The following is a 20199-nucleotide window of genomic DNA, read 5'->3' on the forward strand; positions in this document are numbered from 1 at the left end:
TGATGAAAGATAAAACGATCAGCGCCATCCTGGCGCATGCTGAGGCGGTTTTCCCTGATGAATGTTGCGGGCTGGTTATTCAGAAGGGCCGCGTGGAGAAGTACATTGCCTGTGAAAACCGCGCCGCGTCGCCTGATGAACAGTTTGAGATCGCCCCGGAGGATTACGCCGGTGCAGAGGATCAGGGTACCGTGGTTGCGGTGGTGCACAGCCACCCCGGCGACGGCGCAACTACTCAGCCGAGCGAGCTGGATATGCTGATGTGCGATGCCACGGAAATACCGTGGGTCATTGTTTCCTGGCCGGAAGGCGATATCAGAACGGTCATGCCGCGCGGCGATCGCCCGCTTACGGGCCGTCAGTTCGTGCTGGGTCACGCCGACTGCTGGTCGCTGTTGATGGATTATTTCCGCACTCAGCACGGCATCGCACTGCCCAACTACAGCGTGGAGCGCCACTGGTGGGAGCAGGGCGAAAACCTTTATATGGATAACTGGCATGACTGCGGCTTTCGCGAGTTCGACGGCCCGCCGCAGCCCGGCGATGTGGTGATCATGCAGGTCCAGTCACCTGTACCGAACCATTCCGGTGTCCTGCTGGAAGGCAACATGCTGTTGCACCACATGTACGGCCAGCTGAGTCAGCGGGTGCCATATGGCGGGTATTACCTCGATCGCACCATCAAAATTGTGCGCCATAAGGAGCTGCTAAATGCACAACACGACAGTGATTAAACTCAGCGGCTCAATGGCACAGCGCTTTGGCCGCACGCATTACCGCGTTCTTGATTCGTCGCGGGAGGTCTTTCGCGCGCTGTCGGCCACCCTTGACGGCTTTGATGCCTGGCTGCGGGAGGCGCGGGCGAAAGGCCTGGATTTTGTCATCTTCCGCGACCGCCGGAACATCGGGCAGGACGAATTTGAAATGGTCAGCGCCGGGAGTGAACTTCGGATCATACCTGTTATTCGGGGCAGCAAGCGGGCGGGGGTATTTCAGACTATCCTCGGCGCGGTGGTTGTCGCTGTGGGCGCGATCGCCACCTTTGTTTTTGAGCAGCCGTGGGGTGTCAATGTCATGTACGCAGGCGGCTCGATGATGGCGGGCGGCGTTGTCCAGATGCTTTCTCCACAACCCGCCGGGCTGCGTATGCAGCAGGATCCCGATAATAAACCGTCCTATGCGTTTGGTGGTCCTGTAAATACCACGGCTGCCGGGAATCCGGTTCCGCTTCTCTACGGTCAGCGCGATATCGGCGGCGCGATTATTTCAGCGGGCATTTACGCCGAAGACCAGCAATAGCATTTTTCAGTAAATCCCTGCCGCCTTATGGCGGCTTTTTTTATGGATGCGATATGGCAACGATTATTGGTGCAAAGGGTGGCAGTAAACAGGGACATACGCCGGTTGAATCCCCGGACAGCATTCAGTCCATCGCCCGCGCAAAAATGCTTATCGCCCTGGGCGAAGGAGAATATGCGGGCGGGCTTGACGGAAAAACAATTTTTCTCGGTGACGGCACGTCCTACACGCCGCTGCTGAACGCCGACGGTTCAGAAAACTTTCCCGGTGTGGTGTGGGAGTTTCGTTCCGGCACGCAGGACCAGACCTATATCCAGGGTTTTCCGGGCATTGAAAACGAGCTGCAGGTCTCCCAGGTACTGAAGCAGAATGTGCCGTATGTGCGCGCCATCTCCAACACGCAGCTTTCCGCTGTGCGCGTGCGCGTCGGCTGGGAAACCCTGCTCTGGCAGAAAGACAACGGCGATAAGGTCGGTACCCGCGTTGAGTACGCCATCGATCTGTCTGTTGACGGCGGCGCGTACGGGACCGTAGTGAATGGCATTGTGGACGACAAGTCCACCACGCTTTATGAGCGCAGCCACCGCATTAACCTGCCCAAAGCCACGACCGGCTGGCAGCTGCGCATCCGCCGCGTCACGCCTGATGCCACCTCCGTGAACATCGTGGACACGATGAAGGTTCAGGCCAGCACCGAAATCATCGATGCAAAACTGCGTTATCCGCATACCGCGCTGCTGTATATTGAGTTTGATGCAAAACAGTTTCCGAACGGTATTCCGCAGGTGGTGTGCTGCCCGAAGGGACGTATCATTCGTGTACCGGACACCTACGATCCGGAAACACGCGGTTATAGCGGTACCTGGACCGGGGCGTTTAAGTGGGCATGGACCGATAACCCGGCATGGATTTTTTACGATCTGATCCTCAACGAGCGCTTTGGTCTCGGCCAGCGCATCACCGCCGATCAGGTTGACCGCTGGGAACTTTACCGCATTGCACAGTACTGCGATCAGCTGGTGCCCGACGGCAAGGGCGGTACCGGCATGGAGCCGCGCTTCCGCTGTAACGTTTATATTCAGGATCGTGCTGAAGCCTGGACGGTATTGCGCGACCTGGCCGGTATTTTCCGGGGGATGACCTACTGGGGAGACAACCGCCTGTATGTGCTGGCGGACATGCCGCGCGACATCTGGCACGTTTATAACCACGCCAGTGTGGTCGACGGTAAATTTACCTTCTCCGATCCGAGCGAAACCACCCGTTATACCTCGGCAATGGTCAACTGGTCCGATCCGAAAAACCATTACAAAGACACGCCGGAAGTGGTGTACGACAACGATCTGGCGATGCGGTATGACTTCCGCCAGATGGAAATGACGGCGATTGGCTGTGACCGCCAGTCCGAGGCGAACCGCCGCGGGCGCTGGGTACTGCTGACGAACGGGGCCGGGGAAGTTGCGTCCTTTGCCACCGGGCTGGACGTGCCGCCGGTGGGCGAGGTTATCGGCATCGCGGCGAACGAACTGGCCGGGCGGATCATCGGCGGGCGCGTCAGCGCAGTGAACGGACGGAATATTACCCTCGATCGCATCGCTGACATCAAACCTGGCGATCGGCTGTTCGTGAACCTGCCGTCCGGTCCGGCGCAGGCGCGCACGGTTCAGGCGGTGAACGGTAAAACCGTGACCGTGACTACCGGCTGGAGTGAGACGCCGGAAGCGGAAACCAACTGGGCGGTTGAAGCCGACGATCTGTATATTGCCCTGTTCCGCGTGACGGGCGTCAGCGATAACAATGACGGCACCTATGCCATTACCGGCACCACCTACAATCCTGACACGTATCCTGCCATCGATCACGGCACCCGTCTGGATGAGCGCCCGATCAGTGTCATTCCGCCGGGCGTTCAGGGTCCGCCAGTGAATGTGACGGTCGACAGCTATTCCAGCGTCAGCCAGGGCATTGCCATTACCACCCTGCGCGCGTCATGGGAAGCGGTAACCGGGGCGGTGGCCTATGAAGCCGAGTGGCGCAAGGATTCCGGGAACTGGGTAAGCGTGCTGCGTACCTCCTCGCTGGGCTTTGAGGTACCTGCCATTTATTCAGGCCGCTATCTGGTGCGGGTGCGGGCGGTGAATGCCAGCGATGTCTCATCGGTCTGGGCTGTCAGCCCGGAAACCATCCTCACGGGTAAAACCGGTGCACCACCGAAACCGGAAGGACTGCGCACACAGGGTATTGTCTTTGGTGTCGTGCTGAACTGGGATTTTCCGGCCGGTACCGGCGATACCCTCAAAACCGAGATCCAGTACAGCGCGGCGGCCAGCGGCACAAATCCGCTGTTGCTGGCCGATGTGGCGTACCCGCAAAAGACTTACCAGCAGCTCGGCCTTAAATTCGGGGTGACGTTCTGGTACCGCGCGCGGCTGGTGGACAAAACCGGCAACCAGAGCGCCTGGACAGGCTGGGTCAGCGGTATGCCGGCCGATAACGTCGCTGACTACATCGACAACATGGACGAGGCGATCCGCGACACCGACACGTACAAAGAGCTGGACAAGTCGATTCAGGACAACCAGACCGCGATCGCGAAAGAAGTTACTGATCGTGCAGCCGCCCTGACCAAAGAGGCCAGCGATCGCACAGCTGCTATTTCGAAGGAAACTACGGCCCGCACGCAGGCACTGACCAAAGAAGCCTCTGATCGCACAGCGGCAATCGCGGCTGAGGCAACCACCCGCGCGCAGCAGGATCAGAAAGTCGCGTCAGACGCAGCCAATGCTCTTCTTAACGAGCAACTGACGCGCGAAGCGGCGATTACTGAAACCAACCTGATTATTCAGAACAAAACGGACTCGCTGGCGCAGTCGATCGCGCAGGTGGCGGCGGGCAGCGGCACGCAGTTCGATTCCCTGAAAATCTGGCATTTCAACTCTTCGGGCGTTGAAGGCTGGACCGGCAACGGCACACCGACAGTGGTCGATAACTGCCTGCGTCCGGCGAATCACGCTAATAACCCTTACGTTGTCTCTCCGGCATCGCTGGCAGTGGATGCAGCGTCTTATCGCTTCGTTAAGCTGCGTATCAGAAAGGTAGGCAAACCAGCCTGGCGGGGTCAGCTGCGCTGGCGCGATACGGCGGCCTTCAACGACACGAATATGGTGACACTGGCTGAGCCTGCTTTTGATGCCGGCGGCGTGGCCACCATTGATTTCAGCGATATAAAATGGAATACCCTGGCTAACGTGGCACAGATCCGCCTGGATATTGGTGCAACACAGACCGCCAGCGATTATTTCCTGATTGACTGGATAGCGGTGGGTCGCCCGGCACCGGGTGCCAGCACCGCGGCGCTTGAGGATGAAGCGACAGCGCGTATCGCGGCAGACTCTGCCGAAGCCACGGCACGCAGCACCCTGGCGGCGCAGCTGCGCGGCGGTACCGATGGCACCGATCCGTCGAAACTTACCAGCGGCCTGATTTACAACGAACGCCAGGTGCGCATCTCTTCGGAGAAGGCCATCGCCGAAGACGTTGAAGCGCTGGAGACCAGTTTCAACGGTAACAAAGCAGCAGTGCAGCAGTCGCTGGAAATCCTGACCGATGCCCAGACGTCACAGGGTAAAGCTATTACGAACATCAGTGCATCGCTGAAATATGCCAACATTGATGCGGCTAACATGCTGACGAACGGCTCCTTTGAAACGGACTTTGATTTCTGGGACAAACGCGATTATCCGCAGGCTCAGAGCATCATCAATGGCGGCGCATACAGTGGTGATAAAGTTCTTCGTTTCACTGCATACGTCAGCGCTTCACGCATCACGCAGAAAAATATCCTCCTTCTGAAAGGGCGAACCTACCGCCTGTCAGCGGTCTGTAAGTTTTCTTCTGATGCGGTGGCCGGGGCGGGGGACAGTACAAAACTTGCCTTTCGAAACAGCGCATCGGATGCACTGATTAAAAGCGTTACCCTCCTGGCAAATGGCGATACTGCACCAACAGCATGGACAGAAAGAACGCTCGATTACACCGTTGGCAACAATAACGATCTGGTGGTAGCCGTAGCGGTGATGTCATACCTGACCGCCGGGACGATGGATATTGACTCTGTCCGAGTCATGGATATCACCGATACCAAAGCCATTGAGACGAAAGCCGACGCTGGCGCTCTAACCACGCTGGACGGAAAAGTGAAGGCTATCGGCGATACAGTGGATGCGCAGGGCACCGCGCTGACGCAGGTTCAGTCCAGTATCGGTCGACGAACTGTCTACCGGGCTGTATCAGTCGGTAATGGTGGCACTGGTGGTATCGGGGCCGCGGGTATTTTTAAGGAAGATGGTACTAAGCTGGCGACACCGGCGCGGTCATACATGCTGTCAGTTTTCAGAACCAATGCGGACGGCTCTACAACTTTTACATCTACTAACTTTGATGTTTACTCCGGATCGGCAGCGGCATCATCTTTTAATGATGCTGTAGCAGCATTACCCAATGGGACGTATGTAGCCGTCACAACATGGGACGAGCCTAACGGGTACAAATCTCTAATCTTTGATGCTATTGAAAGCCTGGGGGGTAGTCGTGAAGCCATGGGAACAATGGCAGTCCGAAGCGCGTATATCCTTCTTGGATGCAAAGGAATTGGCAAGGGTAATGGGCAAGAGCTGGTAAGTCCATCCGCCAATGGACCTGATGCTCGTGTTTTCGCGGCCATTGAGTTCATCAACGGGACGATGGTTGGTCTCGGTGCCGGCGCATCGGCGATTGCCAATGCTAACGCCTCCGCCACGACCGCGCTTGACGCGAAGGTGACGCAGCAGGGCAAAGATATCAGCACCCAGGCTGATGCCATCACTCAGCTGAAAACGGATGTGGGAGGGAAAGCAAGTCAACAGGCGTTAAGCCGGCTGAGCCAGCGAGTTACAGACGCAGAAGGTGACATTGAAAGCCAGCAGACGGCGATCACCGGGCTGAATAACAGCCTCAAAAATAAAGCTGACGCCAGTGCGTTCAGCAAGCTGGAAACGACTGTTAAAGGTCAGGGCGAGCGTATCGATGCTGTTGAAACAAAAACTGTCAGGGTAGACCTGTCAGCGTTTGATCCCGATACGTATTATCCGGTGACGCTGGCACTGGCTAACGCCGCCCAGATAAGGCAGCGCATCCGCGTTGTTCGTCCATTTAACTCGACCAGTGACTGGACCAAACCAGTCTGGAGTACCCACACTAACAAAAACTTTGGGCTGACGCTTGAGTGGACGACGATCGGGAGCGGGTGGGGGGCAAATAACATTGACCGGAATATTGAGGAATTCCAGTACACGTTTGCCGCTAAATCTCCGGCGGTCGGAATAAATCAGATGAGCCGCAGCTCTCAGGAGTATGTCTATCTCCGGGGCGGGGCTAACTACAATTTTATTCTACCGAAGTCACTACCTGATCCTGTCGTCAGGACCACTGATTTCACTCAGAACGATATTACCATCAGGCCAATTGGACTGAATGATCCGCTGGCCATTCCACCGTCTACTACCCGGCAGGATACGGTTGCCAACGCAACGGCGACGACACAGCTTAAGTCAGAGCTTAAGGAATTCAGTACAAATACGGCAACAGCCATCACTCAGTTAAAGACAACCGTTGAGGAGCATGGCGATACGCTGACGTCTCAGGCTGAAAGTATCGAGGGGCTGAATACCAGTCTGGGTGAAAAGGCTGAAGCGAAGGCGCTGAATGACACTGTTGCGAATGTAACGCAGCAGGGCAAGGACATTACCGCTAATACCAAATCAGTCGGTGAGCTTAAAACGCGTGTGGAGGGCGCGGAATCGGGGCTGGCCCAGACGTTTGAATCCATCGCCCAGGCCGGGCTTGCGCAGTTCAGGGGCTTCTACGATCAGCGCGCTGAAATTGTCAGTAATGACACGAAAATCAGCGCGTCAATCAATGAAGTCAATGTGACTATCGCGAACGAGACCGGCGCGCTGGCGCAGCAGATGAGCACGTTGCAGGCGAGCGTCGGCGATAATGCCGCCGCTATCCAGGTGACGTCCTCCGCGCTGGCGGATGTATCCGGCAAACTGTCGGCGCAGTGGGGCGTTAAAGTGCAGGTAGATGCACAGGGGCGCTCATACGTTGCCGGTATGCAGCTGGGTATTGACGGCAATGGGTCATCTCAGTTTTTGATTGATGCTGACACGTTCGGAATTTATAACCCGAATGCTGCCGGTGGTCGGGTGCTGGCGTTCGCGGTGAGTGGTGCGACCGCTTATCTTCGGGCGGCGATGATTCAGGATGCGAGCATTGATTTCGCCAAAATCAGCGATTCTCTTCAGTCGAGTAACTTTGTTGATGGTCAGACAGGGTGGCGCCTGCCGAAGAATGGCGCGTGGCAGGTTAACGGCAGCGTGGCGGGCGAGGGGCGTATGACAATCAATAATGATGGCATCAGCATTTATGACGGTAACGGTGTGCTGCGTGTCCGCCTGGGGAGGCTGTAATGTCCATCGGGATTGGTACGTGGAGTGCGTCAGGCAGTCCGAATAACTATGGGATCAAGCCCGTCCCTGTGGTCGGGTTTATTTCTCTGGCCGCCGGGCAGAATACCGGCTCATGGTCATTTCCCATTCCGGCGGGTCATAAACTTAGTGTGATTGAGGTACCCACTGGCTACGCATACGACGCAGGGGAGCGTTATGTTTCCGTGTCCGGAAACACGATATCCCTTTCCCCTGTCGGCGGTGGGAACTTCCGTATGCTGGCTAACCCCGGCTACCTCATCGTCTATATACAGAGGACATAGTATGCAATACGGCGGGCTTTTTTCTCTGCCCAACGGTGAAACCTTTACCACGCCTGATGCCATTCCGATGCGGCTCAGACAAACCTATGACTTTCGTTCTTCCATTACCAATGCCACTGCCCGCGCAGCAGGGTTTATTCCGGTGGATTTATCCCGGCCTTTTCTGCCTGTGTTCTTTGCGTGGAATGACGGTAACAGCACTTCTCAGTTAGTCACCTGCAACTGGAATCCTGTCAGCGGTGGAATAAACGTGGAAGGGTTTGCCTATGGCGGAGGTAATACAGTCAATTTCACGATGCGCGTGTATCTGTTTTCCATGGAGCCGAGAAGTAATCCCGGTGGATATGGTCTGGCCGTATACGACGCGCAGGGAAATTTAATTATTACCCATGAGGATAAAGTCTTGACGGATATTCAGTCTTTAGGTGACCGGGGAAGCCAGAATGCCGGAACGGGCATAGATGTAACTTTCGGCGGGCGGTGGGGATATATCCCCGGGATAGCCGGAATACAGTTCTGGCGGTCAGCCGGTGGCGGTCCGGGGGGAACGCTGACACCGATTAACATGAGGTTTGGTAATTATTTCGACGGGACATCCACCCGACTCAGTTCCGCCCTGACGCTGGCCCCTTCGGGTCAGGTCGAAAGTGGAGCAAATGCGTTAAGCCCGATGACTGTTTTCAATCTCAGTATTTATGATTAAGGAAAAAATATGGCAACTATTTCCGATGAACTGGCTGCAGGACTGACAAAGATTCTTCAGCTTGCCCAGCTCGATATCCAGAACCAGGACAAACTGTTTAACGGTAACGGCGACGTGACTATCACCCGCGCCGACGGTTCCACGTTCGCGGCGGCAACGTGGGCCAAAATGATGGCGGCAACCATCGACAATATTAAAAACCGGGGCAGTCTGGGTGTTAATAATCTGAATGAGATTAATGGCACCCTGGACGGGGCCTGGCGCCAGCCCAGCACATCTAATGCCACCACGTCCCGAAACTATCCTGAAACTGTCGCTGGCTCGTTATTTGTTATGCAGAACAGCGCAAATTCTTTGTACGGGTGTACTCAGATGTATTTTCCATATAACAGCAATATTGTTTATGTGAGGACCGGCATCGCTAACGCAAGTGGCATTTCATCATGGACGGCCTGGCAAAAGCTGGCCTTTACCAACGACCCGGTATTTACCGGGAAAGTCGTTTTCCCTAACCAGATTCATATCCGTGACGGTAAGGCGAAAATCACCTCTAATACCGAAAACAGCATGACGTTTACGGTTGGCGGGAATTTTGACGCAATTCAACTCGACGGCGACGGACTTTATAACAACGGGCGAATAGATTGCGTTCGCGGTTACGCGTCACGTAAAGGTGTAGGACAAAATAGCGCCGTAACCGGGAACCTTTATTCTTTTGGGTGGGAAAGTACCGCAAAGATGGGGTTATACGTCGACAGCTCCACTATCGGCTTCCTTGCTATGCAATCTTCGTCAGATCGTGAGCTAAAGAAGAGCATTAAATACAGGTCGAAAGAAGATCGTCTGAAGGCGCTGGGTGAAGTGATGGGCTGGAAAACGGCCACATTTAAATTCAAGGCGCGCGGCGATGGTCTTATCCCTGAATCTGACACTAAACTGGGCTTCATCGCTAATGACCTGAAAGAAGTCAGTCCGGAGTGCGTTGAGGGCGAGGGACTGGCGGAAGGTGATGAACTCGACCCGACAAAAGCGTTTAGCCTGGACACCGTGGCAATGATGGCAAAAATGACATTAGCGATGCAGGCAATGGAAGACCAGATCACCGATCTGCAAAATACGGTTAAAGAATTGAAAGCTCAGCTTCTTTCCCGGCTATAAACTCGTCGATATCTTACTCCAAATAAATCATCCACTTTTAAAATACTCCAGCCATCCATGGCAAATCGGGAGTTGTTAAGAGCCGGCTATTACGCTGGTATATTTGTGGGTAAATATGTAGAAAAAAACACAATCTCCCTCCTGATGCTCATCCTTCTGGATGTTGATGCATCAGTTTTTGGCAGATTAGCTTTAACTAAATTAATGGCCGAAAGGATTGCTTTTTTCCTTTCAGCAATTCTTTCGGCCATCAACATTGATTCCAGTTCAGTCAGAAGAGCCTCAAAACTAACCGGCTCGTCAGAATCCAGTATCTTAATCACAGCTTCGCCAAGAATAATGTCAGTAAGCTTTTTGTCTTCTTTATACATAACAGCCACTTATTAGGTGTAATACGGTGAACTCAGGAAGAAAAGTTTGGGCAGATAGGTATCTGTCTGTGGCTTCACTTAAGACTGTCAGGATGTCCATGCAGACATCTGTTTTACTAACGACACTTCTCGAAAGCCTGGCAGGATTTCTAAGCATAGCGCTCTTATCTGAAAATTCAAACCTTCACGGTAAAAAGCATAGTGAAATTGCCATAAAGGTATGTTTTTTTTAGTTAAGATTGTAGGTTAGAAGCGTAACTTATTGCTGGAGCATCGGGGTATAATTAACTAAGGGAAAAGACTATTTATTAAAAGGTATCATCATATATTTTATATAAGGCATTACATATTATCATTCAAATCTTGCCAAACATTTTTTTATTTTCATTGAGCAAGTCAATTGCAGTTTGCATTGCAATTTTATTATCTCTTCTCTTTTGCTTTTGCTGCGTTACCAGCAGGTATTCAAGCAAGGTTCTGGCGTTTATAGGTCTTCCCTGACGGGCGACTACTAACACTGCATCGCCAATAGCCAGTTTAACATGGGGTAATTGGCTTGGGAACCAGTCAAGCGTGTCTTCAGATTTCATTTTATTTCTCAAAACTTTGTTATCAGTAATCATCTTGATTATTGGAAATAGCTATACCTAAGCGTGTTAAAGCCAGTGCCATTGTGATGAACACAACTAGCCCACCTAAAGGTATTAAAAATATCAACATATTCATGGGTACTCCTTTTGCCATTATTTTTCAGTGAAGAAAAAATAGGCTGCGGACTTATGGAAGAAAACACTATCGTTCTATTACAATGCACGCTAAGTGCTAAAAAAGATACTTAAATTTATGCTGTTTCTTAAAATAAAAAACATTGAAAGTCCTTTAATTCTTATGCTCTTGTTTTGTGGTTGTTTTATCCTTAAGAGGTGCAATGAAAAGTTTTGTCAGTGATTATGGGTTAAGGGGATCGCTTTACTTAAAATTATATTTTTATCTGCTTCATGCCCATTCCCTACATGCACAATAGTGTTTGACGAATTGTTAGATTGCATGACGTGAGGGTGGATAAAAGATAGATGATTTGGTGTAACCTGTCATCAGTCTTTGTAAGACGTTACAGGCAATGATGTTATGGGGCATGGGTGAGATATAGAATCCCTGACATTGTCAGATTAACTTAGCAACCAGAACCCACAACAACACTAACCAAAGGTTACTTAATGCGCTGTAGGACGATCTTTATCGTTTATAAAATCTGCATAGTCATTTACGCAAAATGAAGCTACTTGGTGCTATCATTTTGATGATACTGTTATGACAGAGTGAAGCTTCCCTAAGGGAAAACTCATAATGATTCCCGGTCATCAGCTAAATCTCCCACTTTTAACAATCGGCTCAGACGTGTAGTATTAACAGCGAGCTTATCTTCAAAGGGTAAGGGTACATTTTCAAAGTAGTACACAGGAATGTACACATTCCGCAGAGTGAAGCGGAAAACTTTCCCTAACTGAATGATAATTAACTAAAATGCAATTTTGTATGTGATCTTTCGTGTGGGTCACCACTGCAAATAAGGACATAGAATGCCTGTAATTACTCTTCCTGATGGCAGCCAACGCCAATTCGACCGCCCCGTAAGCCCGCTGGATGTCGCCCTTGATATTGGACCTGGTCTGGCAAAAGCCTGTATCGCGGGTCGCGTTAACGGTGAGCTGGTAGATGCTTCCGATCTTATTGAAAGCGATGCTCAATTAGCCATCATTACTGCAAAAGATGAAGAGGGAGTGGAAATTATTCGCCACTCCTGCGCGCATCTGCTGGGTCATGCCATTAAGCAACTCTGGCCCAACACTAAGATGGCGATCGGCCCGGTTATCGACAACGGCTTCTATTATGACGTTGACCTTGATCATACGCTGACTCAGGAAGATATCGACGCGCTCGAAAAGCGGATGCACGAGCTCGCCGAGAAAAACTACGATGTCATTAAGAAAAAAGTAAGCTGGCACGAAGCGCGTGAAGCGTTTTTACAGCGCGGTGAAATTTATAAAGTCACCATTCTTGATGAAAACATCTCCCATGATGATAAGCCTGGTCTTTATCATCACGAAGAATACGTTGATATGTGCCGTGGTCCGCACGTGCCGAACATGCGTTTTTGCCATCACTTCAAACTGATGAAAACCGCAGGCGCATACTGGCGTGGCGATAGCGACAACAAAATGCTACAGCGCATTTACGGTACTGCCTGGGCAGACAAAAAAGCGCTGAATGCTTATCTGCAACGCCTGGAAGAGGCGGCCAAACGCGATCACCGTAAAATTGGTAAACAGCTTGACCTGTACCACATGCAGGAAGAAGCGCCGGGTATGGTATTCTGGCACAATGACGGCTGGACGATTTTCCGCGAACTGGAAACGTTTGTTCGCTCTAAGCTGAAAGAGTACCAGTATCAGGAAGTCAAAGGCCCGTTCATGATGGACCGTGTGCTGTGGGAAAAAACCGGCCACTGGGACAACTACAAAGATGCGATGTTCACCACCTCTTCAGAGAACCGTGAATACTGCATTAAGCCGATGAACTGTCCGGGTCACGTGCAGATCTTTAATCAGGGTCTGAAATCTTACCGCGATCTGCCGCTGCGTATGGCGGAGTTTGGTAGCTGCCACCGTAACGAGCCGTCAGGCGCGCTGCATGGCCTGATGCGTGTTCGCGGCTTTACCCAGGATGATGCTCACATCTTCTGTACGGAAGAGCAGGTGCGTGATGAAGTTAACGCCTGCATTCGTTTAGTCTATGATATGTATAGCACCTTTGGCTTCGAGAAGATCGTCGTCAAACTCTCCACTCGTCCGGAAAAACGTATCGGCAGTGACGAGATGTGGGATCGTGCTGAGGCGGACCTGGCCGTTGCGCTGGAAGAGAACAATATCCCATTCGAGTATCAACTCGGGGAAGGTGCGTTCTACGGTCCGAAAATTGAATTTACCCTGTATGACTGCCTCGATCGTGCATGGCAGTGCGGTACGGTACAGCTGGACTTCTCGTTACCTGCGCGTTTAAACGCCTCTTATGTGGGCGAAAGCAACGAACGTCAGGTTCCGGTAATGATCCACCGTGCCATTCTTGGTTCACTGGAGCGCTTTATTGGCATCCTGACTGAAGAATTTGCTGGTTTCTTCCCAACCTGGCTTGCACCCGTGCAGGTTGTGGTGATGAATATTACCGATTCTCAGTCCGAATATGTCAGTGAATTAACGCGAAAACTGCAAAATGCGGGCATTCGTGTAAAAGCGGACTTGAGAAATGAGAAGATAGGCTTTAAAATCCGCGAGCACACTTTACGTCGTGTCCCTTACATGTTGGTCTGTGGCGACAAAGAGGTTGAAGCCGGCAAAGTTGCTGTGCGCACCCGTCGTGGCAAAGACTTGGGCAGCCTGGACGTAAATGAAGTTATCGAGAAGCTGCAACAAGAGATTCGCAGCCGCAGTCTTCAACAACTGGAGGAATAAGGTATTAAAGGCGGAAAACGAGTTCAAACGGCACGTCCGAATCGTATCAATGGCGAGATTCGCGCCCTGGAAGTTCGCTTAACAGGTCTTGAAGGCGAAGCTTTGGGTATTGTGAGTCTGAGAGAAGCTATCGAAAAGGCTGAAGAAGCTGGAGTAGATTTAGTTGAAATCAGCCCTAACGCCGAACCGCCAGTTTGTCGTATTATGGACTACGGCAAGTTCCTTTATGAAAAGAGTAAGTCTTCTAAGGAACAGAAGAAGAAACAGAAAGTTATCCAGGTCAAGGAAATTAAATTCCGTCCTGGCACCGATGATGGCGACTACCAGGTAAAACTCCGCAGCCTGGTTCGCTTTCTGGAAGATGGCGATAAGGCTAAAATCACGCTGCGTTTTCGCGGCCGTGAAATGGCCCACCAACAGATTGGTATGGAAGTGCTGACGCGCGTCCGTGACGATCTGAGTGAACTGGCAGTAGTCGAATCCTTCCCTACGAAGATCGAAGGCCGCCAGATGATCATGGTGCTCGCTCCTAAGAAGAAACAGTAAGGCCATCAAGTAATCTTACCTGTGGGCTGATGTCCACAGGTGGATTCGCCTTTGTTTCGTTTATTAACAATGCGAAGTGGAAGTTATTAAAATGCCAAAAATTAAGACCGTACGCGGTGCTGCTAAGCGCTTCAAAAAAACCGGTAAAGGTGGTTTTAAGCACAAGCACGCTAACCTGCGTCACATTCTGACCAAAAAAGCTACCAAGCGTAAACGTCACCTGCGTCCGAAAGCCATGGTTTCTAAAGGCGATCTGGGCCTGGTAATCGCGTGCCTGCCGTACGCATAAGTCGTTAACCCTTTTAACTTTTTAATTAGAATAGATACAGGAGAGCACATATGGCTCGCGTAAAACGTGGTGTAGTTGCCCGTGCACGTCACAAGAAAATTTTGAAACAAGCCAAAGGCTACTACGGTGCGCGTTCACGCGTATACCGCGTTGCCTTCCAGGCTGTTATCAAAGCTGGTCAGTATGCTTACCGTGACCGTCGTCAACGTAAGCGTCAGTTCCGTCAACTGTGGATTGCGCGTATCAACGCAGCAGCACGTCAGAACGGTATCTCTTACAGCAAATTCATCAACGGCCTGAAAAAAGCCTCTGTTGAAATCGACCGTAAGATCCTGGCTGACATCGCAGTATTCGACAAAGTAGCGTTCACCGCTCTGGTCGAAAAAGCGAAATCAGCTCTGGCATAAGCCAGTTGAGAAGAGGGAGCCTGGCTCCCTCTTTTTTGTTTTGATTGACATTTTTCCGTTAAGCCTTTTCAATGACGGCTTACGGTTCCGACTTACACAAGGTAACGCAAGCATGAATGCTGCTATTTTCCGCTTCTTTTTTTACTTTAGCACCTGAAACCGGGAGGCTAGCGCGTGAGAAAAGAAACGGAAAACAGCGCCAGAAAGCCTCCCAGTGGAGGCTTTTTTTGTATCTGGCGTTTATATATCGTCACATAATGAGGAAAATCATGTCACATCTCGCAGAGCTGGTTGCCAGTGCGACGGCAGCCATTAACCAGGCGTCAGATGTTGCCGCGTTAGATAACGTACGCGTTGAATATTTGGGCAAGAAAGGGCATTTGACCCTGCAAATGACGACCCTGCGTGAACTGCCGCCGGAAGAACGTCCTGCGGCAGGTGCGGTGATCAATGAGGCCAAGGAGCAGGTTCAGCAGGCGCTGAACGCGCGTAAAGCGGACCTCGAAAGCGCCGCGTTAAACGCACGTCTGGCGCAGGAAACCATTGATGTCTCCCTGCCTGGCCGTCGTATCGAAAACGGCGGGCTGCATCCGGTAACCCGCACCATCGACCGTATTGAGAGCTTCTTTGGTGAACTGGGCTTTACCGTGGCAACAGGGCCGGAAATCGAAGACGATTACCATAACTTTGACGCGCTGAATATTCCGGGCCACCATCCGGCGCGCGCCGATCACGACACCTTCTGGTTTGATGCCACCCGTCTGCTGCGTACCCAAACTTCCGGCGTGCAGATCCGCACCATGAAAAACCAGCAGCCGCCAATCCGCATTATCGCCCCGGGACGCGTCTATCGTAACGACTACGATCAGACCCATACCCCGATGTTTCATCAGATGGAAGGGCTGATTGTCGACACCAATATCAGCTTTACCAACCTGAAAGGGACGCTGCACGATTTCCTGCGTAACTTCTTTGAGGAAGACTTACAGATCCGTTTCCGTCCGTCCTATTTCCCGTTTACTGAACCCTCAGCGGAAGTTGACGTGATGGGTAAAAACGGTAAGTGGCTGGAAGTGCTGGGCTGCGGCATGGTGCATCCGAACGTACTGCGCAATGTGGGTATTGACCCGGAAGTGTATTCCGGTTTCGCCTTTGGTATGGGCATGGAGCGTTTGACCATGCTGCGTTACGGTGTCACCGATTTGCGCGCGTTCTTCGAAAACGATCTGCGTTTCCTCAAACAGTTTAAATAAGGGCAGGATAGAACAATGAAATTTAGTGAACTGTGGTTACGCGAATGGGTGAACCCGGCTATTGATAGCGTCGCGCTGTCCGATCAAATCACGATGGCGGGTCTGGAAGTCGATGGTGTGGAGCCAGTCGCAGGGGCCTTCAACGGTGTCGTGGTCGGTGAAGTGGTTGAATGCGGTCAGCATCCGAACGCGGACAAGCTGCGCGTAACCAAAATCAACGTAGGTGGTGAACGCCTGCTTGATATCGTCTGCGGCGCGCCAAACTGCCGTCAGGGGCTGAAAGTCGCCGTAGCAACGATCGGTGCGGTGCTGCCGGGCGATTTTAAAATTAAAGCGGCTAAACTGCGCGGCGAACCGTCGGAAGGCATGCTGTGCTCTTTCTCTGAGCTGGGTATTTCCGACGATCATAGTGGCATTATCGAACTGCCAGCCGATGCGCCGATTGGCACCGATATCCGTGATTATCTGAAACTCGACGATAACACTATTGAAATCAGCGTTACTCCTAATCGCGCCGACTGCTTAGGGATTATCGGCGTTGCGCGTGATGTCGCTGTACTGAATCAGTCACCGCTGATTGAGCCAGAAATTAACCCCGTCGCGGCAACGATTAGCGATGTACTGCCGATTGCCGTTGACGCGCCTGATGCATGTCCGCGTTACCTGGGCCGCGTGGTTAAAGGCATCAACGTTAGTGCGCCGACGCCGCTGTGGATGAGAGAGAAACTGCGTCGCTGTGGCATTCGCTCTATTGATGCGGTGGTTGACGTGACCAACTACGTCCTGCTTGAGCTGGGACAGCCGATGCATGCGTTCGATAAAGATCGCATTGAAGGCGGGATCGTAGTGCGCATGGCGAAAGAGGGTGAAACGCTGGTACTGCTCGACGGCAGCGAAGCGAAGCTCAGCGCCGATACGCTGGTTATCGCCGACCACCACAAAGCGCTGGCGATGGGCGGTATCTTTGGCGGCGAGCATTCAGGCGTCAACGCAGAAACGCAAAACGTACTGCTGGAATGTGCTTTCTTCAACCCGCTGTCCATCACCGGTCGCGCACGTCGTCACGGCCTGCATACCGATGCTTCTCACCGTTATGAACGTGGCGTCGATCCGGCTCTGCAATATAAAGCGATGGAGCGTGCGACGCGTTTGCTGATGGATATCTGCGGCGGTGAAGCCGGTCCGGTGATTGATGTTACCAGCGAAGCCACGCTGCCAAAACGTGCCACCATTACCCTGCGTCGTAGCAAACTGGACCGCCTGATTGGTCATCACATTGCTGACGAACAGGTAAGCGATATCCTGCGTCGTCTGGGTTGTGAAGTGACGGAAGGCCAGAATGAATGGCAGGCTGTCGCCCCAAGCTGGCGTTTCGATATGGAAATCGAAGAAGATTTGGTCGAAGAAGTGGCGCGCGTGTACGGCTACAACAACATTCCGAATGCGCCAGTACAGGCGGGTCTGATCATGGGTAACCACCGTGAAGCCAACCTGTCTCTGAAACGTGTGAAAACGCTGCTCAACGATAAAGGCTATCAGGAAGTTATCACCTACAGCTTTGTCGATCCTAAGCTGCAACAGCTGATCCACCCGGCAGAAGAGGCGTTGATCCTGCCAAGCCCGATCTCCATCGAGATGTCGGCAATGCGTCTGTCGCTGTGGACCGGGCTGCTCGGCACCGTGGTTTATAACCAGAACCGTCAGCAAAACCGGGTACGTATTTTTGAATCCGGCTTACGCTTTGTCCCGGATACGCAGGCCAATTTAGGTATCCGTCAGGATCTTATGCTGGCAGGTGTCATTTGTGGTAACCGCCACGATGAACACTGGAACCTGGCGAAAGAGGGCGTTGATTTCTATGATTTGAAAGGCGATCTGGAATCTATTCTCGACCTGACCGGCAAACTCGCTGACATCAGGTTCAAAGCAGAAGCCAATCCGGCGCTGCATCCGGGTCAGTCAGCAGCGATTTATCTGAAAGATGAACGTATTGGTTTTATTGGCGTTGTTCATCCTGAGCTGGAACGTAAACTGGATCTTAACGGTCGCACACTGGTGTTTGAACTGGAGTGGAACAAGCTTGCAGACCGCGTGGTGCCTCAGGCGCAGGAGATTTCTCGCTTCCCGGCAAACCGTCGCGACATCGCTGTCGTAGTGGCTGAAAATGTCGCCGCAGCAGATGTTTTGGCAGAATGTAAGAAAGTTGGCGTAAATCAGATAGTTGGCGTAAACTTGTTTGATGTGTACCGCGGTAAGGGCGTAGCGGAGGGTTACAAGAGCCTCGCTATTAGCCTCATCCTTCAGGATACCAGCCGTACACTCGAAGAAGAGGAGATTGCCGCTACCGTTGCCAGATGCGTAGAGGCACTGAAAGAGCGATTCCAGGCATCATTGAGGGATTGAACCTATGGCGCTTACAAAAGCTGAAATGTCAGAATATCTGTTTGATAAGCTTGGGCTTAGCAAACGGGATGCCAAAGAGCTGGTTGAGCTGTTTTTCGAAGAGATCCGTCGCGCTCTGGAAAATGGTGAGCAGGTAAAACTGTCCGGTTTTGGTAACTTTGATTTGCGTGATAAAAATCAACGCCCGGGACGTAACCCGAAAACGGGCGAAGATATTCCCATTACAGCCCGGCGCGTAGTGACCTTCAGACCCGGCCAGAAGTTAAAAAGCCGTGTCGAAAACGCTTCGCCCAAAGCAGAGTAATCTGAACTAACCAAAAAGGCCGCTTATGCGGCCTTTTTTCTTAACGTGCCTCTGACCGGCCCGGTGTTTCTATTCACCCTGTAATCCAGTATATTTCAGGCGTTTCTTCTCCATGCGGGGGAGTTTTCTTTACGGAGACGTTCACATGCTTGTCTGGGAGCAACGACAACAGCGGCGCAACCGATACTGGCTTCTCAGTCTGTCACTGGCGCTGACGCTGGTCGTGATACTCGGTATTTGTGAAGGCGAGCAGTGGATAAGCCCCGCCTCCTGGTCCACCCCGCAGGGGCATCTCTTTGTCTGGCAAATACGATTGCCCCGCACGCTGGCCGTGATCCTTGTGGGTGCCGCGCTGGCGCTCTCCGGAGCCATCATGCAGGCGCTTTTTGATAATCCGCTGGCAGAGCCAGGATTACTCGGTGTTTCAAACGGTGCGGGCGTAGGGTTAATCGCGGCGGTGCTATCAGGCGAGGGGAGGCTGCCGCAATGGGTGCTGGGGCTATGTGCCATCGCCGGTGCGCTTATCATCACGCTTATTCTGCTGCGGTTTGCCAGACGACATCTTTCCACCAGCCGTTTATTGCTTGCGGGCGTAGCGCTGGGGATTATCTGTAGCGCCTTCATGACCTGGGCCATCTACTTTTCAACCTCTTTTGACCTTCGACAGCTGATGTACTGGATGATGGGCGGTTTCGGCGGCGTCGACTGGCAGCAAAGCTGGTTGATGGTGGCCCTGCTGCCTGTCATGGTATGGGTGTGTTTTCAGTCATCCGCGCTTAATTTACTGGCGCTGGGTGAGACCTCCGCCCGGCAGCTGGGATTACCGCTGGGGCTATGGCGAAATCTGCTGGTGGTGGCGACCGGCTGGATGGTCGGCGTCAGCGTGGCGCTTGCTGGCGCGATAGGCTTTATTGGTCTGGTTATCCCGCATATATTACGGTTATGCGGCCTGACCGATCATCGCGTGCTGTTACCCGCCAGCGCGCTGGCGGGGGCGATAGCGTTGCTGATTGCCGATATTATTGCCCGCCTGGCGCTGGCATCGGCAGAATTACCCGTTGGTGTTGTGACGGCAACACTGGGCGCACCTGTTTTTATCTGGCTATTATTAAAGGCCGGGCGATAAGACCCGGGAAATCCACTAAG

16 protein-coding genes and 1 other annotated feature are annotated in these 20199 nt (G+C 52.5%); of the genes, 14 read left to right on the forward strand and 2 right to left on the reverse strand.

Annotation, left to right across the window (positions count from 1 at the left end; all coding sequences use genetic code 11):
• Positions 1–2 precede the first annotated feature (2 nt).
• The 5 genes from INT84_RS04670 (at position 3) to INT84_RS04690 (ending at position 9971) form a co-directional block, all read left to right on the forward strand.
• Positions 3–734, forward strand: coding sequence for a C40 family peptidase (locus INT84_RS04670; RefSeq protein ID WP_194206113.1), 732 nt, complete (start codon positions 3–5; stop codon positions 732–734).
• Positions 712–1299: a tail assembly protein gene (locus INT84_RS04675; protein ID WP_194205820.1), complete on the forward strand. Its 588-nt coding sequence runs from the start codon at positions 712–714 to the stop codon at positions 1297–1299. Before INT84_RS04670 ends, INT84_RS04675 begins: the two co-directional genes overlap by 23 nt.
• Before the next feature lie 53 nt (positions 1300–1352).
• Positions 1353–7808: a DUF1983 domain-containing protein gene (locus INT84_RS04680; RefSeq protein WP_194205821.1), complete on the forward strand. Its 6456-nt coding sequence runs from the start codon at positions 1353–1355 to the stop codon at positions 7806–7808.
• A 303-nt stretch (positions 7809–8111) separates the two neighbouring features.
• Positions 8112–8813, forward strand: a complete 702-nt coding sequence (locus INT84_RS04685) for a hypothetical protein (protein WP_194205822.1) — start codon at positions 8112–8114, stop codon at positions 8811–8813.
• A 9-nt stretch (positions 8814–8822) separates the two neighbouring features.
• Entirely contained in the window at positions 8823–9971 is a 1149-nt protein-coding gene (locus INT84_RS04690; protein ID WP_194205823.1) for a pyocin knob domain-containing S74 family peptidase, read from the forward strand.
• Positions 9972–10060: 89 nt separating this feature from the next.
• Here INT84_RS04690 and INT84_RS04695 read toward each other — a convergent pair whose 3' ends face one another.
• Together INT84_RS04695 and INT84_RS04700 are read right to left on the reverse strand one after the other, a co-directional pair.
• Positions 10061–10342 carry a hypothetical protein gene (locus INT84_RS04695; protein WP_194205824.1) on the reverse strand — a complete coding sequence of 94 codons (282 nt, stop codon included), beginning with the start codon at positions 10340–10342 and terminating at the stop codon, positions 10061–10063.
• Positions 10343–10698: 356 nt separating this feature from the next.
• On the reverse strand, positions 10699–10932 hold the full coding sequence (locus INT84_RS04700; protein WP_194205825.1) for a hypothetical protein: 234 nt from the start codon (positions 10930–10932) through the stop codon (positions 10699–10701).
• A 990-nt stretch (positions 10933–11922) separates the two neighbouring features.
• On the opposite strand from INT84_RS04700, the gene thrS reads away from it, so the two are divergent.
• From thrS to btuC, 9 genes are all read left to right on the forward strand, one after another.
• Positions 11923–13851, forward strand: coding sequence for a threonine--tRNA ligase (thrS, locus tag INT84_RS04705; RefSeq protein ID WP_194205826.1), 1929 nt, complete (start codon positions 11923–11925; stop codon positions 13849–13851).
• A 3-nt stretch (positions 13852–13854) separates the two neighbouring features.
• A complete protein-coding gene (infC, locus tag INT84_RS04710; protein ID WP_071828920.1) occupies positions 13855–14397 on the forward strand; it encodes a translation initiation factor IF-3 in 543 nt (180 codons plus the stop codon).
• Positions 14398–14488: 91 nt separating this feature from the next.
• Entirely contained in the window at positions 14489–14686 is a 198-nt protein-coding gene (gene rpmI, locus INT84_RS04715; RefSeq protein ID WP_001124225.1) for a 50S ribosomal protein L35, read from the forward strand.
• Positions 14687–14736: 50 nt separating this feature from the next.
• Complete coding sequence (rplT, locus tag INT84_RS04720) at positions 14737–15093, forward strand: 50S ribosomal protein L20 (protein ID WP_002440151.1); 357 nt, start codon at positions 14737–14739, stop codon at positions 15091–15093.
• 107 nt (positions 15094–15200) lie between these two features.
• Positions 15201–15324: a sequence feature (Phe leader region), on the forward strand.
• A complete protein-coding gene (gene pheM, locus INT84_RS04725; RefSeq protein WP_001386830.1) occupies positions 15206–15250 on the forward strand; it encodes a pheST operon leader peptide PheM in 45 nt (14 codons plus the stop codon). Its footprint overlaps the feature before it by 45 nt.
• Before the next feature lie 38 nt (positions 15325–15362).
• Complete coding sequence (pheS, locus tag INT84_RS04730) at positions 15363–16346, forward strand: phenylalanine--tRNA ligase subunit alpha (RefSeq protein WP_176916973.1); 984 nt, start codon at positions 15363–15365, stop codon at positions 16344–16346.
• Positions 16347–16361: 15 nt separating this feature from the next.
• Positions 16362–18749 carry a phenylalanine--tRNA ligase subunit beta gene (pheT, locus tag INT84_RS04735; RefSeq protein ID WP_194205827.1) on the forward strand — a complete coding sequence of 796 codons (2388 nt, stop codon included), beginning with the start codon at positions 16362–16364 and terminating at the stop codon, positions 18747–18749.
• A gap of 4 nt (positions 18750–18753) precedes the next feature.
• A complete protein-coding gene (gene ihfA, locus INT84_RS04740; protein ID WP_006820203.1) occupies positions 18754–19053 on the forward strand; it encodes an integration host factor subunit alpha in 300 nt (99 codons plus the stop codon).
• Between the two features lie 145 nt (positions 19054–19198).
• On the forward strand, positions 19199–20179 hold the full coding sequence (gene btuC / locus INT84_RS04745; protein ID WP_194205828.1) for a vitamin B12 ABC transporter permease BtuC: 981 nt from the start codon (positions 19199–19201) through the stop codon (positions 20177–20179).
• Positions 20180–20199 lie beyond the last annotated feature (20 nt).

The sequence above is a fragment of the Superficieibacter sp. 1612_C1 genome, assembly GCF_015234305.1.
In the GTDB taxonomy this organism is placed as follows: Bacteria; Pseudomonadota; Gammaproteobacteria; order Enterobacterales; family Enterobacteriaceae; genus Superficieibacter.

Coding starts and splice junctions, on each gene's coding strand:
- INT84_RS04670 (WP_194206113.1), top strand. CDS start 3: ATGAAAGATAAAACGATCAGCGCCATCCTGGCGCATGCTGAGGCGGTT.
- INT84_RS04675 (WP_194205820.1), top strand. CDS start 712: ATGCACAACACGACAGTGATTAAACTCAGCGGCTCAATGGCACAGCGC.
- INT84_RS04680 (WP_194205821.1), top strand. CDS start 1,353: ATGGCAACGATTATTGGTGCAAAGGGTGGCAGTAAACAGGGACATACG.
- INT84_RS04685 (WP_194205822.1), top strand. CDS start 8,112: ATGCAATACGGCGGGCTTTTTTCTCTGCCCAACGGTGAAACCTTTACC.
- INT84_RS04690 (WP_194205823.1), top strand. CDS start 8,823: ATGGCAACTATTTCCGATGAACTGGCTGCAGGACTGACAAAGATTCTT.
- INT84_RS04695 (WP_194205824.1), bottom strand. CDS start 10,342: ATGTATAAAGAAGACAAAAAGCTTACTGACATTATTCTTGGCGAAGCT.
- INT84_RS04700 (WP_194205825.1), bottom strand. CDS start 10,932: ATGAAATCTGAAGACACGCTTGACTGGTTCCCAAGCCAATTACCCCAT.
- thrS (WP_194205826.1), top strand. CDS start 11,923: ATGCCTGTAATTACTCTTCCTGATGGCAGCCAACGCCAATTCGACCGC.
- rpmI (WP_001124225.1), top strand. CDS start 14,489: ATGCCAAAAATTAAGACCGTACGCGGTGCTGCTAAGCGCTTCAAAAAA.
- rplT (WP_002440151.1), top strand. CDS start 14,737: ATGGCTCGCGTAAAACGTGGTGTAGTTGCCCGTGCACGTCACAAGAAA.
- pheS (WP_176916973.1), top strand. CDS start 15,363: ATGTCACATCTCGCAGAGCTGGTTGCCAGTGCGACGGCAGCCATTAAC.
- pheT (WP_194205827.1), top strand. CDS start 16,362: ATGAAATTTAGTGAACTGTGGTTACGCGAATGGGTGAACCCGGCTATT.
- ihfA (WP_006820203.1), top strand. CDS start 18,754: ATGGCGCTTACAAAAGCTGAAATGTCAGAATATCTGTTTGATAAGCTT.
- btuC (WP_194205828.1), top strand. CDS start 19,199: ATGCTTGTCTGGGAGCAACGACAACAGCGGCGCAACCGATACTGGCTT.